Annotated in this window: 16 protein-coding genes; 5 read left to right on the top strand and 11 right to left on the bottom strand. The window is 61.3% G+C overall.

Features of this window, described 5'->3' with window-relative positions; genetic code table 11:
- The first annotated feature begins 247 nt into the window (after positions 1 to 247).
- Positions 248 to 5,107, top strand: a complete 4,860-nt coding sequence (locus ACI512_RS21195) for an NAD-glutamate dehydrogenase (RefSeq protein WP_405121310.1) — start codon at positions 248 to 250, stop codon at positions 5,105 to 5,107.
- A 60-nt stretch (positions 5,108 to 5,167) separates the two neighbouring features.
- On the opposite strand, the gene ACI512_RS21190 is transcribed toward ACI512_RS21195, so the two are convergent.
- The 4 genes from ACI512_RS21190 to ACI512_RS21175 all read right to left on the bottom strand — a co-directional run bounded on the left by ACI512_RS21190 (position 5,168) and on the right by ACI512_RS21175 (position 8,809).
- Positions 5,168 to 5,791, bottom strand: coding sequence for a hypothetical protein (locus ACI512_RS21190; protein ID WP_231809691.1), 624 nt, complete (start codon positions 5,789 to 5,791; stop codon positions 5,168 to 5,170).
- A gap of 104 nt (positions 5,792 to 5,895) precedes the next feature.
- On the bottom strand, positions 5,896 to 6,603 hold the full coding sequence (locus tag ACI512_RS21185; RefSeq protein WP_236379823.1) for a GntR family transcriptional regulator: 708 nt from the start codon (positions 6,601 to 6,603) through the stop codon (positions 5,896 to 5,898).
- Between the two features lie 17 nt (positions 6,604 to 6,620).
- Positions 6,621 to 7,322 carry a FadR/GntR family transcriptional regulator gene (locus ACI512_RS21180; protein ID WP_012724653.1) on the bottom strand — a complete coding sequence of 234 codons (702 nt, stop codon included), beginning with the start codon at positions 7,320 to 7,322 and terminating at the stop codon, positions 6,621 to 6,623.
- Positions 7,323 to 7,483: 161 nt separating this feature from the next.
- Positions 7,484 to 8,809, bottom strand: coding sequence for a C4-dicarboxylate transporter DctA (locus ACI512_RS21175; RefSeq protein ID WP_173390405.1), 1,326 nt, complete (start codon positions 8,807 to 8,809; stop codon positions 7,484 to 7,486).
- A 217-nt stretch (positions 8,810 to 9,026) separates the two neighbouring features.
- Here ACI512_RS21175 and ACI512_RS21170 point away from each other — a divergent pair, with 217 nt between their 5' ends.
- Positions 9,027 to 9,656 carry a DNA-3-methyladenine glycosylase I gene (locus ACI512_RS21170; RefSeq protein WP_236379824.1) on the top strand — a complete coding sequence of 210 codons (630 nt, stop codon included), beginning with the start codon at positions 9,027 to 9,029 and terminating at the stop codon, positions 9,654 to 9,656.
- A 528-nt stretch (positions 9,657 to 10,184) separates the two neighbouring features.
- On the opposite strand, the gene ACI512_RS21165 is transcribed toward ACI512_RS21170, so the two are convergent.
- The 3 genes from ACI512_RS21165 to ACI512_RS21155 all read right to left on the bottom strand — a co-directional run bounded on the left by ACI512_RS21165 (position 10,185) and on the right by ACI512_RS21155 (position 12,483).
- Positions 10,185 to 10,586, bottom strand: coding sequence for a cupin domain-containing protein (locus ACI512_RS21165; protein WP_012724650.1), 402 nt, complete (start codon positions 10,584 to 10,586; stop codon positions 10,185 to 10,187).
- 96 nt (positions 10,587 to 10,682) lie between these two features.
- A complete protein-coding gene (locus ACI512_RS21160) occupies positions 10,683 to 10,964 on the bottom strand; it encodes a putative quinol monooxygenase (protein ID WP_236383450.1) in 282 nt (93 codons plus the stop codon).
- Between the two features lie 85 nt (positions 10,965 to 11,049).
- Positions 11,050 to 12,483 carry a PLP-dependent aminotransferase family protein gene (locus ACI512_RS21155; RefSeq protein ID WP_231809587.1) on the bottom strand — a complete coding sequence of 478 codons (1,434 nt, stop codon included), beginning with the start codon at positions 12,481 to 12,483 and terminating at the stop codon, positions 11,050 to 11,052.
- Positions 12,484 to 12,638: 155 nt separating this feature from the next.
- Between ACI512_RS21155 and ACI512_RS21150 the strand changes: the two genes are divergently transcribed.
- The gene (locus ACI512_RS21150; protein WP_405121309.1) at positions 12,639 to 13,082 is read left to right on the top strand and encodes a carboxymuconolactone decarboxylase family protein; all 444 of its coding nucleotides are present in this window, start codon (positions 12,639 to 12,641) and stop codon (positions 13,080 to 13,082) included.
- On the opposite strand, the gene ACI512_RS21145 is transcribed toward ACI512_RS21150, so the two are convergent.
- From ACI512_RS21145 to ACI512_RS21130, 4 genes are all read right to left on the bottom strand, one after another.
- Positions 13,083 to 13,850: an SDR family oxidoreductase gene (locus ACI512_RS21145; protein WP_010210056.1), complete on the bottom strand. Its 768-nt coding sequence runs from the start codon at positions 13,848 to 13,850 to the stop codon at positions 13,083 to 13,085.
- Positions 13,851 to 13,872: 22 nt separating this feature from the next.
- Positions 13,873 to 14,940 carry a phosphotransferase family protein gene (locus ACI512_RS21140; protein WP_236383449.1) on the bottom strand — a complete coding sequence of 356 codons (1,068 nt, stop codon included), beginning with the start codon at positions 14,938 to 14,940 and terminating at the stop codon, positions 13,873 to 13,875.
- A 129-nt stretch (positions 14,941 to 15,069) separates the two neighbouring features.
- Positions 15,070 to 16,023, bottom strand: a complete 954-nt coding sequence (locus ACI512_RS21135; protein ID WP_064053385.1) for a 2-hydroxyacid dehydrogenase — start codon at positions 16,021 to 16,023, stop codon at positions 15,070 to 15,072.
- Between the two features lie 53 nt (positions 16,024 to 16,076).
- Positions 16,077 to 16,601: a cysteine hydrolase family protein gene (locus ACI512_RS21130; protein WP_236383446.1), complete on the bottom strand. Its 525-nt coding sequence runs from the start codon at positions 16,599 to 16,601 to the stop codon at positions 16,077 to 16,079.
- A 385-nt stretch (positions 16,602 to 16,986) separates the two neighbouring features.
- Here ACI512_RS21130 and ACI512_RS21125 point away from each other — a divergent pair, with 385 nt between their 5' ends.
- Positions 16,987 to 18,264, top strand: coding sequence for a serine/threonine transporter (locus tag ACI512_RS21125; protein WP_231809584.1), 1,278 nt, complete (start codon positions 16,987 to 16,989; stop codon positions 18,262 to 18,264).
- A 237-nt stretch (positions 18,265 to 18,501) separates the two neighbouring features.
- A complete protein-coding gene (locus tag ACI512_RS21120; RefSeq protein WP_405121308.1) occupies positions 18,502 to 20,145 on the top strand; it encodes a SulP family inorganic anion transporter in 1,644 nt (547 codons plus the stop codon).
- The last annotated feature ends 36 nt before the right edge of the window (positions 20,146 to 20,181 follow it).

Genomic DNA, 20,181 nt, shown 5'->3' with positions numbered 1-20,181 from the left:
GTTAAGCTGCGCAACGGATGTGCCCTGTGCCGGGAGTCTGACCTGCCCGTCTTACCGTCGCCTGGCAAGGTGTACCTCCAGTGGAAGTTGTATGTGACCTGACTGTCTTGTCCAGCTTCACCCACCTGTCACCCTGATTCGTTTATGGTGTTTATCATCGTTACCAGCGAACAGAGCTGACGGTCTCCCCGCAAGGGGATAACACGCGACGCTTCCATCAATAACAAGCCCAAGCGGAGTACCACAGATGGCGTTCTTCACCGCAGCCAGCAAGGCCGACTTCCAGCATCAACTGCAAGCGGCACTGGCGCAGCACATCAGTGAACAGGCACTGCCACAAGTGGCGCTGTTCGCTGAGCAATTCTTCGGCATTATTTCCCTGGACGAACTGACCCAGCGTCGCCTTTCCGACCTGGCCGGTTGCACCCTGTCTGCCTGGCGCCTGCTTGAGCGCTTTGACCACACCCAACCGCAAGTGCGGGTCTACAACCCCGATTACGAACGTCATGGCTGGCAGTCGACCCACACCGCGGTCGAAGTGCTGCACCATGACCTGCCATTCCTGGTGGACTCGGTACGTACCGAGCTGAACCGCCGTGGCTACAGCATCCACACCCTGCAGACCACCGTGCTCAGCGTACGCCGTGGCGCCAAGGGCGAGTTGCTGGAAATCCTGCACAAAGGCACCCAGGGCGACGGTATCCAGCAAGAATCGCTGATGTACCTGGAAATCGACCGTTGCGCCAACGCCGCCGAACTGAACGTGCTGAGCAAAGAGCTTGAGCAGGTACTGGGCGAAGTGCGCGTGGCCGTGGCCGACTTCGAACCGATGAAAGCCAAGGTCCAGGACCTGCTGGCCGGTATCGACGCCAGCCCGTTCAGCATCGACGGCGAAGAAAAAGCCGAGATCAAGAACTTCCTGGAATGGCTGGTGGGCAACCACTTCACCTTCCTCGGCTATGAAGAATTCGTGGTACGTGACGAGGCGGATGGCGGTCATATCGAATATGACGCCGATTCCTTCCTCGGTCTGACCAAGCTGCTGCGCGCCGGTCTCACCGCCGACGACCTGCGCATCGAAGACTACGCCGTGGCCTACCTGCGTGAGCCGACCGTGCTGTCGTTCGCCAAGGCCGCGCACCCAAGCCGTGTACACCGTCCGGCGTATCCGGACTACGTGTCGATCCGTGAGATCAGCGCCGACGGCAAGGTCATCAAGGAACACCGTTTCATGGGCCTGTACACCTCGTCGGTGTATGGCGAAAGCGTGCGGGTCATTCCGTATATCCGTCGCAAGGTCGCGGAAATCGAACGCCGTTCCGGCTTCCAACCCAAGGCTCACCTGGGTAAGGAACTGGCTCAGGTCGTGGAAGTGCTGCCGCGTGACGACCTGTTCCAGACCCCGGTCGACGAGCTGTTCAGCACCGTGATGTCGATCGTGCAGATCCAGGAGCGCAACAAGATCCGCGTGTTCCTGCGCAAAGACCCGTACGGTCGTTTCTGCTACTGCCTGGCCTACGTGCCGCGCGACATCTATTCCACCGAAGTGCGCCAGAAGATCCAGCAAGTGCTGATGGATCGCCTGAAGGCCTCGGACTGCGAGTTCTGGACCTTCTTCTCCGAATCCGTGCTGGCGCGTGTGCAGCTGATTCTGCGGGTCGACCCGAAGAACCGCCTGGACATCGACCCGCTGCAACTGGAAAAAGAAGTGGTGCAGGCCTGCCGCAGCTGGCAGGACGACTACTCCAACCTGGTCGTGGAAAGCTTTGGCGAGGCGCACGGCACCAACGTGCTGGCCGACTTCCCGAAAGGCTTCCCGGCTGGCTACCGCGAGCGTTTTGCCGCGCATTCGGCCGTGGTCGACATGCAGCATTTGCTCAGCCTGACCGAAGCCAACCCGCTGGTCATGAGCTTCTACCAGCCGCTGGGCCAGGTCTCCGGCCAGCGCGAGCTGCATTGCAAGCTCTACCATGCGGACACCCCGCTGGCGCTGTCCGACGTGTTGCCGATCCTGGAAAACCTCGGCCTGCGCGTGCTGGGCGAATTTCCGTACCGCCTGCGTCACGCCAATGGTCGTGAGTTCTGGATCCATGATTTTGCGTTCATTGCCGCCGAAGGCGTGAACCTGGATATCCAGCAGCTTAACGACACCCTGCAAGACGCGTTCGTGCACATCGTGCATGGCGACGCCGAGAACGATGCGTTCAACCGCCTGGTACTCACCGCCGGCCTGCCATGGCGCGACGTGGCGCTGCTGCGTGCTTACGCCCGTTACCTGAAGCAGATCCGCCTGGGCTTCGACCTGGGTTACATCGCCAGCACCCTGAACAACCACACCGACATCGCCCGCGAGTTGACCCGGTTGTTCAAGACCCGCTTCTATCTGGCGCGCAAGCTCACCGCCGAAGACCTGGAAGACAAGCAGCAACGCCTGGAGCAAGCGATCCTCACCGCCCTGGACGATGTTCAGGTGCTCAACGAAGACCGCATCCTGCGTCGCTACCTGGACCTGATCAAGGCCACCCTGCGCACCAACTTCTACCAAACCGACGCCAACGGCCAGAACAAGTCGTACTTCAGCTTCAAGTTCAACCCGCACGCGATTCCTGAATTGCCTAAGCCAGTGCCGAAGTTTGAAATCTTCGTGTACTCGCCACGCGTCGAAGGCGTGCACCTGCGCTTTGGCAACGTCGCGCGCGGCGGCCTGCGTTGGTCCGACCGTGAAGAAGACTTCCGCACCGAAGTGCTTGGCCTGGTGAAAGCCCAGCAAGTGAAGAACTCGGTGATCGTGCCCGTCGGTGCGAAGGGCGGCTTCCTGCCGCGTCGCCTGCCATTGGGCGGCAGCCGGGACGAGATCGCGGCCGAGGGCATCGCCTGCTACCGCATCTTCATTTCCGGGCTGTTGGACATCACCGACAACCTGAAGGACGGCGCCCTGGTCCCGCCGGCCAACGTCGTGCGTCATGACGACGATGACCCGTACCTGGTCGTGGCAGCGGACAAAGGCACGGCAACCTTCTCCGACATCGCCAACGGTATCGCCATCGACTACGGCTTCTGGCTGGGTGATGCGTTCGCTTCCGGTGGTTCCGCCGGTTACGACCACAAGAAAATGGGCATCACCGCCAAAGGCGCGTGGGTCGGTGTGCAGCGTCACTTCCGTGAGCGCGGCATCAATGTGCAGGAAGACAGCATCACGGTCGTGGGCGTCGGCGACATGGCCGGCGACGTGTTCGGTAACGGCCTGTTGATGTCCGACAAGCTGCAACTGGTCGCGGCCTTCAACCACTTGCATATCTTCATCGATCCAAACCCGAACCCGGCGACCAGCTTCGTCGAGCGTCAGCGCATGTTCGAGCTGCCGCGTTCGGCCTGGACCGACTACGACACCAGCATCATGTCCGAAGGCGGCGGTATCTTCTCGCGCAGCGCGAAGAGCATCGCCATCTCGCCACAGATGAAAGAACGCTTCGACATCTCGGCCGACAAGCTGACCCCGACCGAACTGCTGAACGCCTTGCTCAAGGCGCCGGTGGACCTGTTGTGGAACGGCGGTATTGGTACCTACGTCAAGGCCAGCACCGAAAGCCACGCCGATGTCGGCGACAAGGCCAACGATGCGCTGCGCGTGAACGGTAACGAGCTGCGCTGCAAGGTGGTGGGCGAGGGCGGTAACCTCGGCATGACTCAGTTGGGTCGTGTGGAGTTCGGCCTCAATGGCGGCGGTTCCAACACCGACTTCATCGACAACGCCGGTGGCGTGGACTGCTCCGACCACGAAGTGAACATCAAGATCCTGCTCAACGAAGTGGTGCAGGCCGGTGACATGACCGACAAGCAGCGCAACCAGTTGCTGGCGAGCATGACCGACGAAGTCGGCCACCTGGTGTTGGGCAACAACTACAAGCAGACCCAGGCCCTGTCCCTGGCAGCGCGCCGTGCCTACGAGCGTGCCGCCGAGTACAAGCGCCTGATGAGCGACCTGGAAGGCCGTGGCAAGCTGGACCGCGCCATCGAGTACCTGCCGACCGAGGAGCAGCTTGTGGAGCGCGCCGCGAACGGCAAGGGCCTGACCCGTCCGGAGCTGTCGGTGCTGATCTCGTACAGCAAGATCGACCTCAAGGAAGCGCTGCTCAAGTCGCTGGTGCCGGATGACGAGTACCTGACCCGTGACATGGAGACCGCGTTTCCACCGAGCCTGGTGGCCAAGTTCTCCGAGGCCATGCGTCGTCACCGCCTCAAACGCGAGATCGTCAGCACCCAGATCGCCAACGACCTGGTCAACCACATGGGCATCACCTTCGTTCAACGACTCAAAGAGTCGACCGGCATGAGCCCGGCGAACGTGGCGGGCGCTTATGTGATCGTGCGTGACATCTTCCATCTCCCGCACTGGTTCCGTCAGATCGAAGCGCTGGACCACCAGGTCTCCGCTGACGTGCAATTGCAGTTGATGGACGAACTGATGCGCCTGGGCCGCCGCGCTACGCGCTGGTTCCTGCGCAGCCGTCGCAACGAGCAGGACGCTGGCCGTGACACCGCGCACTTCGGTCCGCACCTGGCCGCGTTGGGCCTCAAGCTCGACGAACTGCTGGAAGGCCCGACCCGCGAAGGTTGGCAGAACCGCTACCAGGCCTACACCGAAGCGGGCGTGCCTGAGCTGTTGGCGCGCATGGTTGCAGGTACTACCCACCTGTACACCTTGCTGCCGATCATCGAAGCCGCCGACGTCACCGGGCACGACGCCGCTGAAGTGGCCAAGGCCTACTTCGCCGTCGGCAGCGCCCTGGACCTGCCGTGGTACCTGCAGCAGATCAGCGATCTGCCGGTGGCGAACAACTGGCAGGCCCAGGCCCGCGAGGCGTTCCGCGATGATGTGGACTGGCAGCAACGCGCGATTACCATCTCCGTCCTGCAAATGGCCGACGCGCCAGAAGACATGGAAGCCCGCGTGGCCTTGTGGCTTGAGCAGCACAAGGACATGGCCGATCGTTGGGTCGCGATGATGGTGGAGATCCGTGCTGCGGTCGGCACGGACTACGCCATGTATGCGGTGGCCAACCGTGAGCTGCTGGACCTGGCGTTGAGCGGTCAGTCGGTGCTGTAAGCGGTTTGACTTAGCAGGACAGAAAGCCCCGTATCGTGAGATATGGGGCTTTTTTTAGACCTAAAAACCGGCATTGACCAGGCACGGCTGGATGACTCTTTTCAAGCCGTTGTTGTTTGCAGGCAATAAGAACGTTGCGGTCAGCGGTTTGTCACCCTCTTTGGCGGGCGCTATTGAAAGTTTGAGTGTTTGACCGCGTGAGGCGTCGCTGGCCCAGTAGGCTAATTCGTCATGCGCAACAGCAGCACTGAGCGCAAATATCGTACCGATCTGGAACGCTCCGCCGTAAGTCCAGACGCCGTTTACCGAGTGATCGACGGCCGTGCGTGTCGCCGTAGTGATGCGCAACGGCCCATTGGCGCTGGCGTCTGGACCTTCGAAGGGGGCGACGTCAAAGCCCAGCGCTGCCGGTGTGATCTGCAGCGCAATACTGGCAGTGGGGCTCTTTGGGAAGCAGCTGATCTCAAGGCTGGCCTTGACGTGATAGTCGCCGTAAGCGCTGTCACCGAACGTGCGGGCGGTTAGCATCGGGCTATCCGCGTAGGGTTGTTCAAGCAACCACACGGGGGCTGCCGGGGTGATGATGTAAGTCCCGGCAGTTAAAGCGTCACCGGCTCGTACGGAGAGATTGAACTGCGTAACGACCAGGGCGGCGGTGACCAGTGCGAAAGTGAGGGGTTGCATCGTGCTATTCATCCGCGTTCAAGGCTTTAGGAATGAATACAGTTTTGCAGGTCTATAACCGTCCGTGCTGTCGGTCATTTCGTAGATCAGCGTTGTAATTGTAGTCAGTCAGGGTGGGCCATCTGGCCATCGTGGCTCAGCAATTTGGCTTCCAGGTGATCCAGATGTTGGGTCATCAGGTTTATTGCGCTGTTCACATCACGTTGTTCTACTGCATCCACAATCGCTTCATGCTCTTGCCACGCGCAATAGGTGCACGCCTTCGCTTCGTACTGGGCAATGATCAAGGAGGTTAACGGCACCAGGCTGTTGAGAAATTGCGCCAAGGGCGCATTACGCGCCATCGCTGCGAGTTGCAGGTGGAATTCTCCGGAGAGGCGAATGGCTGGCCCGCGTTGGTCCCGTTCAATATGCTCACGCTCCCGAGCAATCAGTTCGCGCAAATGCCGGATCTGCGCCGACGTGACCTGCGCACTGGCCAATTGCACCACGGTGATTTCCGTCAGTCGCCGCGCTTCCAGAATTTCCCGGGTTTGCTGCGTATCCGGCGCCGCCACTTGGGCGCGCTGGTTGGGGCGCAGGATGATCACTTGCTGATGGGACAGCTTTGCCAACACGCGGCGAATCACGCTGCGGCTCACACCGAAGGTCTCGCCCAGGCCTTCTTCGGTAAAGCGGCTGGACGGGACAATGCGTTGCTCGAGGATGGCGTCGAACAGCCGTGGGTAGATGTCGTCCACCGACGGTTTTTTACCGGCGACCAGGCGCAGGGCAGGGAGGATAGGGTCGTATTGCAGGGCGTGGGCGGTCATGGCCTGTCTCCAAAAAATCAACTGCCCAGATGGTCATCCGGGATGTTCAGGCGAATACCCATGCGCAGGCCTTCCTGGAGGATATGCCGACGCATCTCGGCACTGGCCAAGGCGCTGTTCTTATTGCGGATGGCACGCACCACCGCTTCATTCTCCTGCAGGCGCTCAGCCAGGTGCTCGGGGGAGTTGCGCAGCACCTGGGCGCTTTGCTTGAGGGCATTGCTGGTTTGTTGCACCACGTTCTGGAAAATCGGATTGGAGGTGAGGGCGAACAGCTCTTCGTGGAAGCCGATGTAGGCGTTCATCCCGGCTTCGGCGTCGCCGGCGTCGAGGGCTTCGCGCATGTCCATCAGGGTCAGGCGCAGTTGGCCGACCTCCTTGCTGCTGATGGACTGGGCCACCAGGCCGACAATGAACGGTTCAAGGGTGTAGCGCAGTTGCAGGATGTCTTCCAGGCTGGCGTCGGCCACTGCATCGCTGGATTGCGGTTCGCTGACACTGGTTTCCAACACCACCACGCCTTTGCCCGGCATGGAGCGCACCAGGCCGAGGGTCTCCAGCACGATCACTGCTTCGCGCAGGCTGGGGCGGCTGATACCCATTTGTTCGGCCAGTTCACGCTGGCCGGGCAGCATTTCCCCACGGCGCCACTGGCCACGCGCCAAGGCGGCACGGAGTTTTTCTACCACTGAATTGACGACGGTTGAGGTGCTGATCACGTCGATGGCTCCTTGATGTTGCACATACGGTGGTGAATCCAACGAAGATCTACTGTGGGAGCTGGCTTGCCAGCGATGGCGGTGTGTCAGTCGCCGGGTGTGCAAACTGTTTCACCGCTATCGGGAGCAAGCCCCCTCCCACCTTTAGCCGGCGGTGCTCATTAGAATTCCTGATGCGCCGGCAACACCGGCTTCTTGGCCTGGAAGGCATAACCTTGCTGGCCGTCCAGCACCTTGTTGGCACGCTGGATATCGATGTCTTTCTCCCAGCGCGCAATGGCCACGGTCGCCACGCAGTTGCCGATCAGGTTGGTCAATGCGCGACCGATGCCCATGAACCAATCCACCGCCAGTACCAGCACCAAGCCCACCACCGGAATCGCCGGGATGGCGGTGAGGGTCGCTGCCAGAATCACCAGCGCTGAACCTGGGATTCCGTGGGCGCCCTTGGACGTGATCAGCGACACCAGCAGGATCGTCATCAGATCGGTCATCGACAGCGGCGTGCCGGTGGCGTTGGCGATGAAGACGATAGCCAGGGTCAGGTAGATCGAGAAACCGTCGAGGTTGAACGAATAGCCCGTCGGAATCACCAGGCCCACGGTGGAGCTGCCGATACCCAGGTGCTCAAGCTTGCGCATGATCTGTGGCAGCACGGCGTCGGAGGAGGCGGTGCCCATCACGATCAGCAGTTCTTCTCGCAGGTATTTGAGCAGCGGCAACATGCGCAGGCCGGACAGGCGCATCACCAGGCCAAGGATCAGCCCGACGAAGGCAAAGCACGTCAGGTAGAACAGGCCCACCAGGCTGCCCAGGTGTTGCAGGGAGTCCAGCCCGTAGGTGCTGGTGGTGAAGGCGATCGCACCAAACACACCGATGGGCGCCAGGCGCACGATCATGCCCATGATGCGGAAGATCACATGGCTCAGCTCATTGATCAGCCGCGAGATGCCTGAGGCCGCTTCGCCCACAAGGTTCAACGCACTGCCGAACAGCACTGAAAACAGCAGCACTTGCAGCACGTTGTTGTCGGCAAAGGCGCCGATCACTGAGTTGGGGATCAGGTCCATCAGGAATTGGCTGGTGCCGCGGATATGCTGGCCCTTGTCGGCCAGTTCATTGAGGCCAGCGGACGACAGCTGCTCCAAATGGATATTGGCGCCGGTGCCGATACCGGTGCTGAAGGCCATGACCAGGCCGATCACCAGCGCGACGGTGGTCAATACTTCAAAGTAGATCACCGACTTGAGGCCGATGCGGCCGACTTTCTTCAAGTCGCCGGCACCGGAAATGCCGCTGACCACCACGCAGAATACGATCAGGCCGATCAGCATTTTGATCAGCTTGATAAAGCCGTCACCCAAGGGTTTGAGTTGCGAGGAAAATTCGGGAAGGGCCAGGCCGCAGACTACGCCTAGCATCAGGCCAATCACGACTTGCAGGAAAATCGAACGCGAGCACCATCTGAGCATGGGAGGGATCTCTATTCGGTGCCCTGGTGGTTCCAGGGCTTAATTGTTGTGGTCATACCGGTAAGTCCAGTGCGTCGCCAGTCTAGGCCAGGTATTTTTGAAATAACAAGTCATTATTCATCGGTTGACGGGTCCCGGTCTGACCAGTTGGTCGCCGAAGGCGATGCTTGAGCGGTTGGCGACGTGGAATTTTTTTCGCTTATCATCCGTCGCTCGGCACAGGAGGTGATGGATGGACACACCAGGACTGACCCTTGATGAAACCGGGCTGTCCCACTGCACCTGGCGCACGGCCGCGCCGGAATACCCGCGTTATCACGACGCGGAGTGGGGCGTGCCGGTGGCGGATGATATCCAGCTGTACGAGAAGATCTGCCTGGAAGGCTTCCAGGCCGGCATGGCCTGGATCACCATTTTGCGCAAGCGCGAGCAGTTCCGCGTGGCGTTCGAAGGGTTTGATTTTCGCCGGGTGGCGCAGTATGGCGACGCGGATATCGAGCGGCTGATGCAGGACCCAGGCATCGTGCGCAATCGGGCCAAGATCGTCTCCACGATCAACAATGCGCGCCGGGCGTGTGAGTTGGTGGATGAAACCGGTTCGCTGGCGCGCTGGTTGTGGGCGTTCGAGCCTGGTGAGGAAGAGCGTCCGGCGGTGGTGGACATGGCGTATTGGACGGGGAATCCCACGTCGCCGGCTTCGGTGCGTTTGTCCAAAGCGTTGAAGAAACGGGGTTGGACGTTTGTGGGGCCGACCACGATGTATGCGTTGATGCAGGCGATGGGGATGGTCAATGATCATCTGGAAGGGTGCGCTTGTCGGTCAAGGATCGAAGACCTGCGCCGCCAGTTTGAACGGCCCTGATTCACTGGCCCTATGCGATGAAACCTGGGGCTGGCCTGCCGGCGATAGCGGCGGGTCAGCCGACCTGTCTGTGCCTGATACACCGCTATCGACGCATAGGTATCTACCCAACTTTAGACTGTGGCGAGGGAGCTTGCTCCCGTCGGCGGCCTGACAGCCGACTTGGATGTGGGATCAGACCGAGTACATATCCGTTATTTAGGTTACGGCTGCTATGGGTTCCGCTTTTACAGCGGCTCACTTTGGAAAAGCCCCAAAGTAAGCAAAGGGCTCTTGCCCCACCACTCGGCACCTCGCCCAGGCTCGGTGTGCCCGTAATCCGACATTGATTTGGGGGGGCCGCCGCCACGCGCCATCCATGGCGCGGGGCGGCTAAACCGGCATCCCTGCCGGTTTACTCCCCAAATCAATATCGAATTCCGGCCAGCGTGGTTGACGGGGCGCCTGAGATCAAAAGCACGATCAAGATCAAGAGCGGCTCGCTTCGCATCGTGGTTAGCGTGGTTGCTGCATCGTTGTATCGATACGTTATTTTGGTAGGGGTGTAAGCACTTCCGCCTTGTCATCCAGCACCATCACCACCAGCAACTTGGCCGGTTGGGTCTGGCTGGCATTGCTCGATTCGAAGTGCCGCGAACCTGCCGGTTCGTAGAACGATTCACCGACCTTGTAGGTTTTCGCTTTCTCGTCATTCACCCGCGAGGTGATCGCGCCTTCGAGTACGTAGGCCACGGCGGTGCCGGTGTGGCTGTGGGGCACGGTGGCCTGGCCGGGGGCGTAATCGACGGTGAGCATGATGGTTTTCTTACCGGGCACATGGGGCAAGGCGTGCTCTTGGAGCACGTTGATCGACTCTTGGTTGTACACCGGTTCGTGGGCAAAGGCGCTGAGCGAGGCGAGCATCAGCGAGGTAGCGAGCAGTCGTTTCATGGCGAAGTTTCCGAATCGTTCGAGACCGCTTCACCCTACGCCGCGATGCCTGGGTGACCAATGACCAATCCCGGCGAAGACCAGGAGACCAATGCCTCAATGGTCGAAATCCAGGTGCCACGCCAGGTGCTCGCCGGTCAGTTCGATAAACCCTTGCAGGGCCGGCAATCGGAAGTGCGCAACCAACTGGTCGGCACAGGTCCAACGGCCGCTGACGGTCCATAGGTCGAGGTCCTGCGGGTGGCGCTGAACGGCGTAGTCCAGGCAGCCGGGAGCGGTGCGCACGGCGTTGGCTATCTGCTGCAGGCGCTCGCCCAATTCCCTTGAGCGCCCGGCCGCCGCGCGGACATGGACAGTGTTGCAGGCACAGGCTGGCATGGCGATGGTCTCCGAGGTCAGGTGTCAGTGCACAGGCTAGGGCCTCGTTGCGACAGGACCAAGGACCAATCCGGCGGAAAACCCGCTAGCCAATCTGCTGGAGAATATCGCGGACTTTGTCCAGCGCCGGGTCGATATCGAGGGTCTCGATGGCGCCGAAGCCAATGATCAGGCCGGGACGTACGGGAGCATCGTGGAAGAATACTTCCAGCGGGTACACACCCACTTCCACCCGGCGCGCCAGTTCCATCAGCAGCGGGATATTCACCGGCACCTTGCACAACGCGGCCATGTGGAACCCGGCCACGGTAGGCACCGCTTCGAACCACGGCGACAAATCCCCCGCGAGGCGCTGCAGGATGCGTTCACGGCGCCCGGCATAGACCGTATGGCAGCGGCGGATATGTTTGAGCAGGTAGCCCTCGCTGATGAATTTGGCCAGGGCCCATTGCGGCAGCGTCGAGCTGTGCTGGTCGGTGAGTTGCTTGGCCTTGAGCACCGCGCCGTAAATCGCCGGTGGCAGCACGGCGTATCCCAGGCGCAATTCGGGCAGCAGGGTTTTCGAGAAGGTGCCGACATAGGTCACCACACCGTGGGTGTCCATGCTTTGCAGGGAGTCGGTGGGCCGGCCTTCGTAGCGGAATTCGCTGTCGTAGTCGTCCTCGATGATGATCGCGCCCAACTCGAAGGCCCTTGCCAGCAGGGCTTCGCGGCGTGGCATGCTCATCGGCATGCCGAGGGGGAACTGGTGGGAGGGCGTCACGTAGATCAGTCGTGTGCCATCGGGTATCCGGTCGACCTGGATGCCCTCGGCATCCACCGGCACACTGGCGACATTCGCCCCCATCGCCACGAACAACTGGCGCGCAGGGCTGTAGCCGGGATCTTCCATGGCGACCCTGCTGCCCGGCTCCAGTACCACGCGGGCGATCAGGTCCAGCGCCTGCTGTGCGCCGTTGGTGACGATGATGTCGCTGTCGCGGCAGTTGACCCCGCGTGAGAACGCGATATGCCCGGCGATTGCGCTGCGCAGTGCGGGCAGGCCTTCGGGTTGGCTGTAGAACCCGCTGTTTTGTGCAATACGCCGCAGTGCGTCCTGGGTACAGCGCCGCCATTCATCCTGGGGGAACTGGTTGCGGCTGGTGGCCCCGCCGATAAATTCATAGCGCAGCGTGCTGTCGCGGGTGGGATGGCGCATGGGCGAGGGCAGCGATTGCCACTTCGCCAGATGGGCGGCGCAGGCCAGGTCGGTGGAGGTGTGCAGGCGTTCGGACTGGGGGGCGCGGGCGTTGACGAAGGTGCCACGGCCGGTCTTGCCGACCAGCAGGCCTTCGTAGGTGAGGGTGGCGTAGGTGTCTGACACGGTCTTGCGCGACACGCCCAGTTGCTCGGCGAGCAAGCGGCTGGGCGGCAGTTGCGCACCAGCGGCCAGGCGCCCGGAACCGATGGCTTCGCGCAGCTGTTGGTAGAGCTGTTCGGCCAGATCCTTGCGGCCATTGATCACAACGTGCAGTTCCATGGGGTATCCCGGGGCATTCAATCTGCGCCCAGATTACGCGCCTGCGTAACAGGCTCAAAATGGTCTCTGCATAAACCGGCTGATTGGCTATAGGGCTTGTGCCGCATGGCCCCTAGGCTGGACTGTGATTGCATTCGCCGCCAGAGAACCGCCCCATGGAACCCCGCCTGGATTACTACACCGCCTCGCCGCAAGCGCTCAAGGGCATGTTGATGCTGGAGGCGACGACGTTTGGTCTGTCCATCGACGCCCCCTTGCTGGAGCTGATCAAGATTCGCGTCTCGCAGCTCAACCACTGTGGTTTCTGCACGGACATGCACTCGATGGCGGCACGTCAGCGCGGCGAAACCGAGCGGCGCTTGTTCGCGTTGTGCGTGTGGCGTGATTCGCCGTTTTTCACGGCGCGGGAAAAGGCCGCATTGGCCTGTAGCGAGTCGGTGGCGACGCTGCCGACCTCAACGGTGTCGGATGAACTGTTCGCCGCCGTGCGGCTGGAGTTCAGCGAGCAGGAACTGGTCGACCTGACCATGGCGGTGTCCAGCATCAGTGGCTGGAACCGCCTGGCGGTGAGCTTTCGGCAGCAACCGCCGAATGCTTGATCAGGACAGGAAACCGCCGTCCACATTCAGCGACACACCCGTGGTGTAGCTGGACGCGTCACTGGCCAGGAACAGCACCGCGCCGGCCATCTCGCTCGGGTCTGCCACGCGCTTGAGAGGGATCTGCGCCAGGGCCATTTTCAGGATCGCGTCGTTCTTCACCAGCGCCGAGGCGAACTTGGTGTCGGTCAGGCCAGGCAGCAGGGCGTTGCAACGAATGCCGAACGCTGCGCATTCCTTGGCGAACACCTTGGTCATGTTGATCACGGCGGCCTTGGTCACCGAGTAGATGCCTTGGAACACGCCCGGCGAAATCCCGTTGATCGAGGCGACGTTGATGATGCTGCCGCCACCGTTTTCACGCATCAGCTTGCCGGCTTCCACCGACATGAAGAAGTAGCCACGGATGTTCACGTCAACGGTCTTCTGGAATGCACCGAGATCAGTGTCCAGCACATTGCAGAACTGCGGGTTGGTCGCGGCGTTGTTGACCAGGATATCCAGGCGGCCGAACTGCTCACGGATACCGGCGAATACTTGGGTAATTTGCTCCATTTCGCCGATATGACAGGCCACGGCCGTGGCCTTGCCGCCGTCGGCGATGATCGCATCGGCCACATGTTGGCAGCCTTCCAGTTTGCGGCTGGAAACGATCACATGGGCGCCTTGCTGAGCCAGCAACTTGGCGATGGCTTCGCCGATGCCGCGGCTGGCGCCGGAGACAAAAGCAATCTTGCCGTCGAGGTCGAACAGGTGGGTCTTGGACATGGGGGTTCCTTGTTGTCGGCGATCAGAGCGTGGATGTGCTGATGACGTTCAGGCTCATTTGCTCCAGCAGTTTGTTCATCTGAATGAACTGCGCAAAGCGTTTGTCCTGGGTCTGGCCATGGAAGAAGCGGTAGTAGATCTGCTGCACGATGCCGGCCAGGCGGAACAGGCCGTAGGTGTAGTAGAAGTCGAAATTGTCGATCTGGATGCCGGAGCGCTCGGCGTAATAGTCGACGAACTCACGGCGAGTGAGCATGCCGGGCGCGTTGCTCGGCTGGCGGCGCATCAACTGCACCGGCGCGGGGTCCGCCGCTTCGATCCAGTAGGCGAGGGTGTTGCCCAGGTCCATCAGCGGGTCGCCGAGGGTGGTCAGCTCCCAGTCCAGCACGCCAATGATCTGCATCGGGTTGTGCGGGTCGAGGATCACGTTATCGAAGCGGTAGTCGTTGTGCACAATGCTCGACGTCGGGTGATCGGCCGGCATCTTGTCGTTGAGCCAGGCGCGCACGGCTTCCCAGTGTGGCGCGTCGGGGGTCAGGGCTTTTTCGTAGCGATCGCTCCAGCCACGGATCTGGCGTGCCACATAGCCCTCGGGTTTACCCAGGTCGGCCAGGCCGCAGGCGCTGTAGTCCACCTGGTGCAATTCGACGAACTTATCGATAAAGCTTTTGCACAGCGCCTCGGTCTTGACGGCGTCCAGGCCCAGCTCGGCTGGCAGGTCGGAGCGCAGGATGATGCCGTTGACCCGCTCCATCACATAGAACTCGGCACCGATCACCGACTCGTCGGTGCAATGCACGTAGGCCTTGGGGCAATAGGGGAAGCCGTCCTTGAGCTGGTTGAGAATGCGGTATTCGCGGCCCATGTCGTGGGCCGACTTGGCCTTGTGGCCAAAGGGCGGGCGGCGCAGCACGAATTCCTGGCCCGGGTACTCCAGCAGGTAGGTCAGGTTGGACGCGCCGCCGGGAAACTGGCTGATCGTGGGCGTGCCGCTCAGGCCCGGGATATGGGCCTTGAGGTAGGGATCGATCAGGCTGGCATCAAGTTCTTCACCTGGGCGAATCTGGGTCGATTGGTCGTTCAGCGCCATGCTTATCCCTTCTGCTTATTCTAAAGGCCTCGGACTATTTCCTAATCTAATGCGCACCACCGCCCAGCGACAAGGTCGGGGCGGCTTAATAGGTTAGCGTGTTGGATGATGATCAGCGTGCCTGATCGGTCATTTAGTGGGCGGGGGCAGGGCGACTGGGGTGAGTACCGGGCGCCCGGCGAAGTGCTCCACCAGGTTATCGGCCACCCGTTGCACGGTGTCATGGGCGGCTTCCGGCGACAGGCCGGCGACGTGGGAGGTGAGCACGGTATTGCCGAGTTTCTTGAGCGCGTCGGGGACCTTGGGCTCATCGTCGAACACATCCAGCGCGGCGCCACCGATGCGGCGCTGTTCCAGGGCGGCGATCAGGTCGGCGGTGACCACCACGCTGCCACGGCCGATGTTCACCAGGTAGCCATTCGGGCCCAGGGCATCCAGGGCGTGCCGATCGATCAGGTGGCGGGTGCTGGCGCCGCCGGGCGTGGCCAGGATCAGGAAGTCCGAGGTGCGCGCCAGCTCCACCGCCGTCGCGCAGTAGGTGTAGTCCACATCATCGCGTGGCTGGCGGTTGTGGTAACTCACCTCCATGCCGAAGCCCAGGGACGCACGCTTGGCGATCTCCAGGCCCACCGCACCGAGTCCGAGAATGCCCAACTGCTTGCCGCCCAGTGACGGGCGCATCACCTTCGGCCATTCATGGCGGCGTACGGCTGCGTCGGTCTGCGGGATGCCGCGTACCAGCGACAGCAGCAACGCCATGGCGTGATCGGCCACCGACGGCGCATTCACCCCGGCGCCGTTGGTGACCACGATCCCGCGGTTGCTGGCGGCCTGCAGGTCCACGTGTTCGTAGCCGGCGCCAATCACGCAAATGATTTCCAGCAGGGGCAGCGCGGCGATTTCCTCGGCGTACAAGCCCAGTGGGCCGCGGGTGAGCACCGCCTTGATCTGGCTGCCGTGGGCCTTGATGGCCGCGGTGCGCTCGGCGGGTGTGGGCGCCAGGATCACGTGAAAGTCATTGCTCTCGATGATGGGCAGGTATTCGTTGATGGTTTCAACCAGGACCAGAACAGTAGCGGTCATCGGAAGGCTCTTCCTGAAGGGTTTGAGGGAAGGAGTATGCCGTATTTGAGCGTTTAGAAGCTGATCTCGACGGCGCTTGTGAGCTTCACAAACGCCCCGGCCAGGGTCGCATTGTGATGCTCGATAATCGCCTCGGCCTTCAGCGTCGGCGTGTCCATGCAGGTATGGCCGTCTTCGGGCAGTACCACTGAAAACCCCAGTTCCACCGCGACTCGGCACGTGGTGTCGATACAGAACTGGGTTTTCATGCCGACGATCACCAGCTCTTTGACGTGCGCCGCTTTCAATTGCGCCTCCAGGTCTGTGCCCAGGAAGCAACTGGGACGGGTCTTGTTGAACAGGTGATCACGCGACTCGTCTACCTCCAGCGCATGCCATAGCTGCCAGGGCGGGCTGCCGGCTTCAATTGGCGAACCTGCCGGGCCAGTGTGCCGGGCCACGAAGATTGGGGCGCCAGCAGTGCGTGCACGTTGAATCAACTGATTGATGCTCGCGAGTAGGCGTTCGCGCGCGAAGGGTTTTTCTGGGCCATCGTACAGGCCCGCTTGCATGTCGATGATCAGCAGGGCGTCAGCCATGGTGTTGCTCCTTGTCATTGCCGAACGGGCGGAGCAATAAAAAGGCCCCGTCCATTGCTGGCGGGGCCTTGGGTTGAATCTGTGAGGTGTTTAGCGTGAACACCCACAGCAACCGCACGACCCGCCTGAGGCGGTCGTGGTGGTGGTGCGGGTGAGGTTCAGCTGAATACGGTTCATGGCTGGATCATGCTGAGAGCGCCGCCAAGTTGTCAACGAATGTGTTTGAATTGTGCGCGGCGCGTCGATGTACCACGCCACCGTTCCTCAGCTAAGTCTTTGCTTCTTCAAAAGAATCCCGGACAATCCGGCCCCTTCTATGGTCGGGGCGCTGCCTGTCAGGTTTTTCTGACTCGTCCCGGCCGTGTAAATGCGGAGATCCGACTGGATGAATGATCAGGCCAATAGCGTCGACGAACGCTATGAGACGACACCTGCAACCCTCACGACCTGGAGCCGCCAGGACACCACCTGGATGCTTGGCCTGTTCGGCACCGCCATTGGCGCCGGCACGCTGTTCTTGCCGATCAACGCGGGCCTGGGAGGCTTCTGGCCACTGGTGATCCTCGCGCTGCTGGCGTTCCCGATGACCTTCTTCGCTCACCGTGGCCTGACCCGTTTCGTGCTGTCCGGCCGTGAAGGCTCCGACATTACCGACGTGGTGGAAGAACACTTCGGCATCAAGGCCGGTGCGCTGATCACCTTGCTGTACTTCTTTGCGATCTTCCCGATCCTGCTGATTTATAGCGTGGCTCTGACCAATACCGTTGGCAGCTTCATGGAGCACCAACTGCACATCATGCCGCCACCACGGGCGATTCTGTCGTTGGTGCTGATCCTCGGCCTGCTGGCCGTGGTGCGTTGCGGCGAGCAAGTGATCGTCAAGGCCATGAGCCTGATGGTGTATCCGTTCATCGTCGCCTTGCTGTTCCTGGCGGTGTACCTGGTTCCGCATTGGAATGGCGGCATCCTCAGCACCGCCAGCGTAGTCCCGGCACCGTCGGCACTGCTCAATACGCTGTGGCTGGCGATTCCGGTGATGGTGTTCTCGTTCAACCATTCGCCGATCATCTCGGCCTTTGCGGTTGATCAGAAGCGCCAGTACGGCGTCCATGCCGATGAACGCAGCTCGCAGATCCTGTCTCGCGCGCATCTTTTGATGGTGGGGATGGTGCTGTTCTTCGTGTTCAGCTGCGTGCTGACCCTGTCGCCGGCGCAGTTAGCCGAAGCGAAGGCGCAGAACCTGTCGATCCTGTCCTACCTGGCCAACCACTTCGATAACCCGACCATCGAGTTTGCCGCTCCGTTGATCGCGTTTGTGGCGATTGCCAAGTCGTTCCTGGGCCACTACATCGGCGCCAGCGAAGGCCTCAAGGGCCTGGTCCTTAAAACCGGTCGCCGGCCCGGAGCGAAGAGCCTGGACCGCATGACTGCCGCTTTCATGCTGGTGGTGTGCTGGATGGTTGCCACGCTTAACCCAAGTATCCTCCGCATGATAGAGACGCTGGGCGGGCCGATCATCGCGTCGATCCTGTTCCTGATGCCGATGTACGCCATTCGTAAGGTGCCGGCCATGGCCAAGTACCGTGGGCAGGCGTCGAATGTGTTTGTCACCGCCGTAGGCCTGGTGGCGATTACTGCGTTGGTTTACTCACTGCTGTCCTGATCGCAGTGTAGGTATCTACGTATCTTGAGTGATCCTGCGCTTACGCACTATCACATTGAAGAGGTGTAGATACCTATCGATAACAGATGGCACCGACAGAGGCTGATTCGCGTACACCGCGAATCGGCCTTTTTTAGGTGCGCAAACCCGCACAAGGATCAACCCACGGCCCTGCAATGAGGGCTAAGCTTATCGGCTTACTGGTTTCTGTCTTGGAGACCCCCAAGGTTGGCCCGCTTGAACACTCAAACTCCTCCCGCCGTCGTCGCTTCACCCAACCGCATCCAGGACATACTCGCCGGGCTCTCCATCGCCGGCTTGCTGCTGCCAGAGGCGGTGGCCTATTCCAGTATTGCCGCGCTGCCGCCCCAGGCCGGCGTCATCGCCCTGTTTGCCGGGTTGCTGTGCTACGGCCTGATGGGCACCAGCCGCTTTGCGATCGTTTCGGCCACCTCCTCTTCGGCGGCGGTACTGGCGGCCGCAACCGCTAGCCTGGCAGGTGATGACCCGGCGCTGAGGCTCCCCCTGGCATTCGGACTGGTGCTGGTCACAGGCGCGTTTTTCCTGTTGGCCGGGCTGTTCAAGCTCGGTGGTGTCACCTCGTTTATCGCCAAGCCTGTATTGCGCGGTTTTGCTTTCGGCCTGGCGCTGACCATCATCCTTAAACAATTGGCCAGCGTGGTTGGGGTGCACCTGACCGACAACAACCTTATTCGCTTCCTGCCGCAGCTGCTGGAGCAATGGCCACGCTGGAATTGGCCGGCTGCGCTGGTGGCCGCCGTTGCGTTGCTGGTGTTGTGGCTGTGCGCACGAATCCCGCGCCTGCCCGGCGGATTATTGGTGGTGGTGCTGGGCATCGTTGCCGGGCAGTACCTGGATCTGCAGACCCATGGCGTGGCGCTGATTGGCGTGATCGAACTGCGCCTGGAGCTGGGGCACCTTCCGGTGTTGCCATTCGCCGACTGGTTGCGTCTGGGCGAGCTGGCGTTTGCCTTGGTCATGATTCTGTACGCTGAGTCCTACGGCTCCATCAGCTCATTCGCGCTTAAACATGGCGACCGCGTGTCATCCAACCGCGATTTGCTGGCGTTGGGCGCGGCGAACCTCGTGTCTGGATTGTTCCACGGCATGCCGGTCGGTGCCGGGTATTCGGCGACTTCGGCCAATGAAGCGGCGGGTGCGGGTTCACGTTTGGCCGGCATCATTGCCGCGCTGGTGGTACTGGTGATTGTGTTGACGGTGCTGCCCTATGTTGCGCTAACCCCGGAGCCAGTGCTGGCAGCCATCGTCATGTACGCGCTGGGACGTGGCTTGAGCCTGCAGCCTCTGGGACGCTACTTCCTGTGGAGGCGTGATCGCTTGCTGGTGATCTGTGCCGTCGCTGCGGTGCTGGTGCTCGGCGTGCTGGATGGATTGCTGCTGGCAGTGGCGGTCAGCGTCTTGTTGATGCTGCGCCAGATGTCGTCGGCAGACATCCAGGTGCTCGGTCGCCTGGGTGACAGTCATGACTTTGTAGGCCGTCAACATCATGCTGATGCGCTGGACGTACCGGGCCTATTGATCGTGCGTCCCAGCGAAGCGCTGTTTTTCGCCAATGCCGAACGTATCCTGGGCGCGGCCCTGCGCCTGATGCGCCGGTCCCAGGCAGAGACGGTGGTGCTAAGCCTCGAAGAGTCCCCCGACCTCGACGGCACCAGTATCGAAGCGCTGGCAGCATTTTTTGCGCAGGTGCGCGGGGAGGGCAAGCGGCTGGTGCTGGCGCGGGTAAGGCATGATGCCCTTGAGGTGTTGCAGGCGCTGCCTGAAGCGTTGCCACCGCACGTGCTGCTCAGCGGTTTGAGCGTCGACGGTGCTGTGCAACTGGCCAATTCCCACGCATAAAAAAACGCCGCGTACCTTGCGATACGCGGCGCCTTT

The organism is Pseudomonas petroselini (assembly GCF_045037875.1).
Classification (GTDB): Bacteria; Pseudomonadota; Gammaproteobacteria; order Pseudomonadales; family Pseudomonadaceae; genus Aquipseudomonas; species Aquipseudomonas petroselini.
This window is presented reverse-complemented; position numbering and strand designations above follow the sequence as displayed.

Coding starts and splice junctions, on each gene's coding strand:
- ACI512_RS21195 (WP_405121310.1), top strand. CDS start 248: ATGGCGTTCTTCACCGCAGCCAGCAAGGCCGACTTCCAGCATCAACTG.
- ACI512_RS21190 (WP_231809691.1), bottom strand. CDS start 5,791: ATGCAACCCCTCACTTTCGCACTGGTCACCGCCGCCCTGGTCGTTACG.
- ACI512_RS21185 (WP_236379823.1), bottom strand. CDS start 6,603: ATGACCGCCCACGCCCTGCAATACGACCCTATCCTCCCTGCCCTGCGC.
- ACI512_RS21170 (WP_236379824.1), top strand. CDS start 9,027: ATGGACACACCAGGACTGACCCTTGATGAAACCGGGCTGTCCCACTGC.
- ACI512_RS21165 (WP_012724650.1), bottom strand. CDS start 10,586: ATGAAACGACTGCTCGCTACCTCGCTGATGCTCGCCTCGCTCAGCGCC.
- ACI512_RS21160 (WP_236383450.1), bottom strand. CDS start 10,964: ATGCCAGCCTGTGCCTGCAACACTGTCCATGTCCGCGCGGCGGCCGGG.
- ACI512_RS21155 (WP_231809587.1), bottom strand. CDS start 12,483: ATGGAACTGCACGTTGTGATCAATGGCCGCAAGGATCTGGCCGAACAG.
- ACI512_RS21150 (WP_405121309.1), top strand. CDS start 12,639: ATGGAACCCCGCCTGGATTACTACACCGCCTCGCCGCAAGCGCTCAAG.
- ACI512_RS21145 (WP_010210056.1), bottom strand. CDS start 13,850: ATGTCCAAGACCCACCTGTTCGACCTCGACGGCAAGATTGCTTTTGTC.
- ACI512_RS21140 (WP_236383449.1), bottom strand. CDS start 14,940: ATGGCGCTGAACGACCAATCGACCCAGATTCGCCCAGGTGAAGAACTT.
- ACI512_RS21135 (WP_064053385.1), bottom strand. CDS start 16,023: ATGACCGCTACTGTTCTGGTCCTGGTTGAAACCATCAACGAATACCTG.
- ACI512_RS21130 (WP_236383446.1), bottom strand. CDS start 16,601: ATGGCTGACGCCCTGCTGATCATCGACATGCAAGCGGGCCTGTACGAT.
- ACI512_RS21125 (WP_231809584.1), top strand. CDS start 16,987: ATGAATGATCAGGCCAATAGCGTCGACGAACGCTATGAGACGACACCT.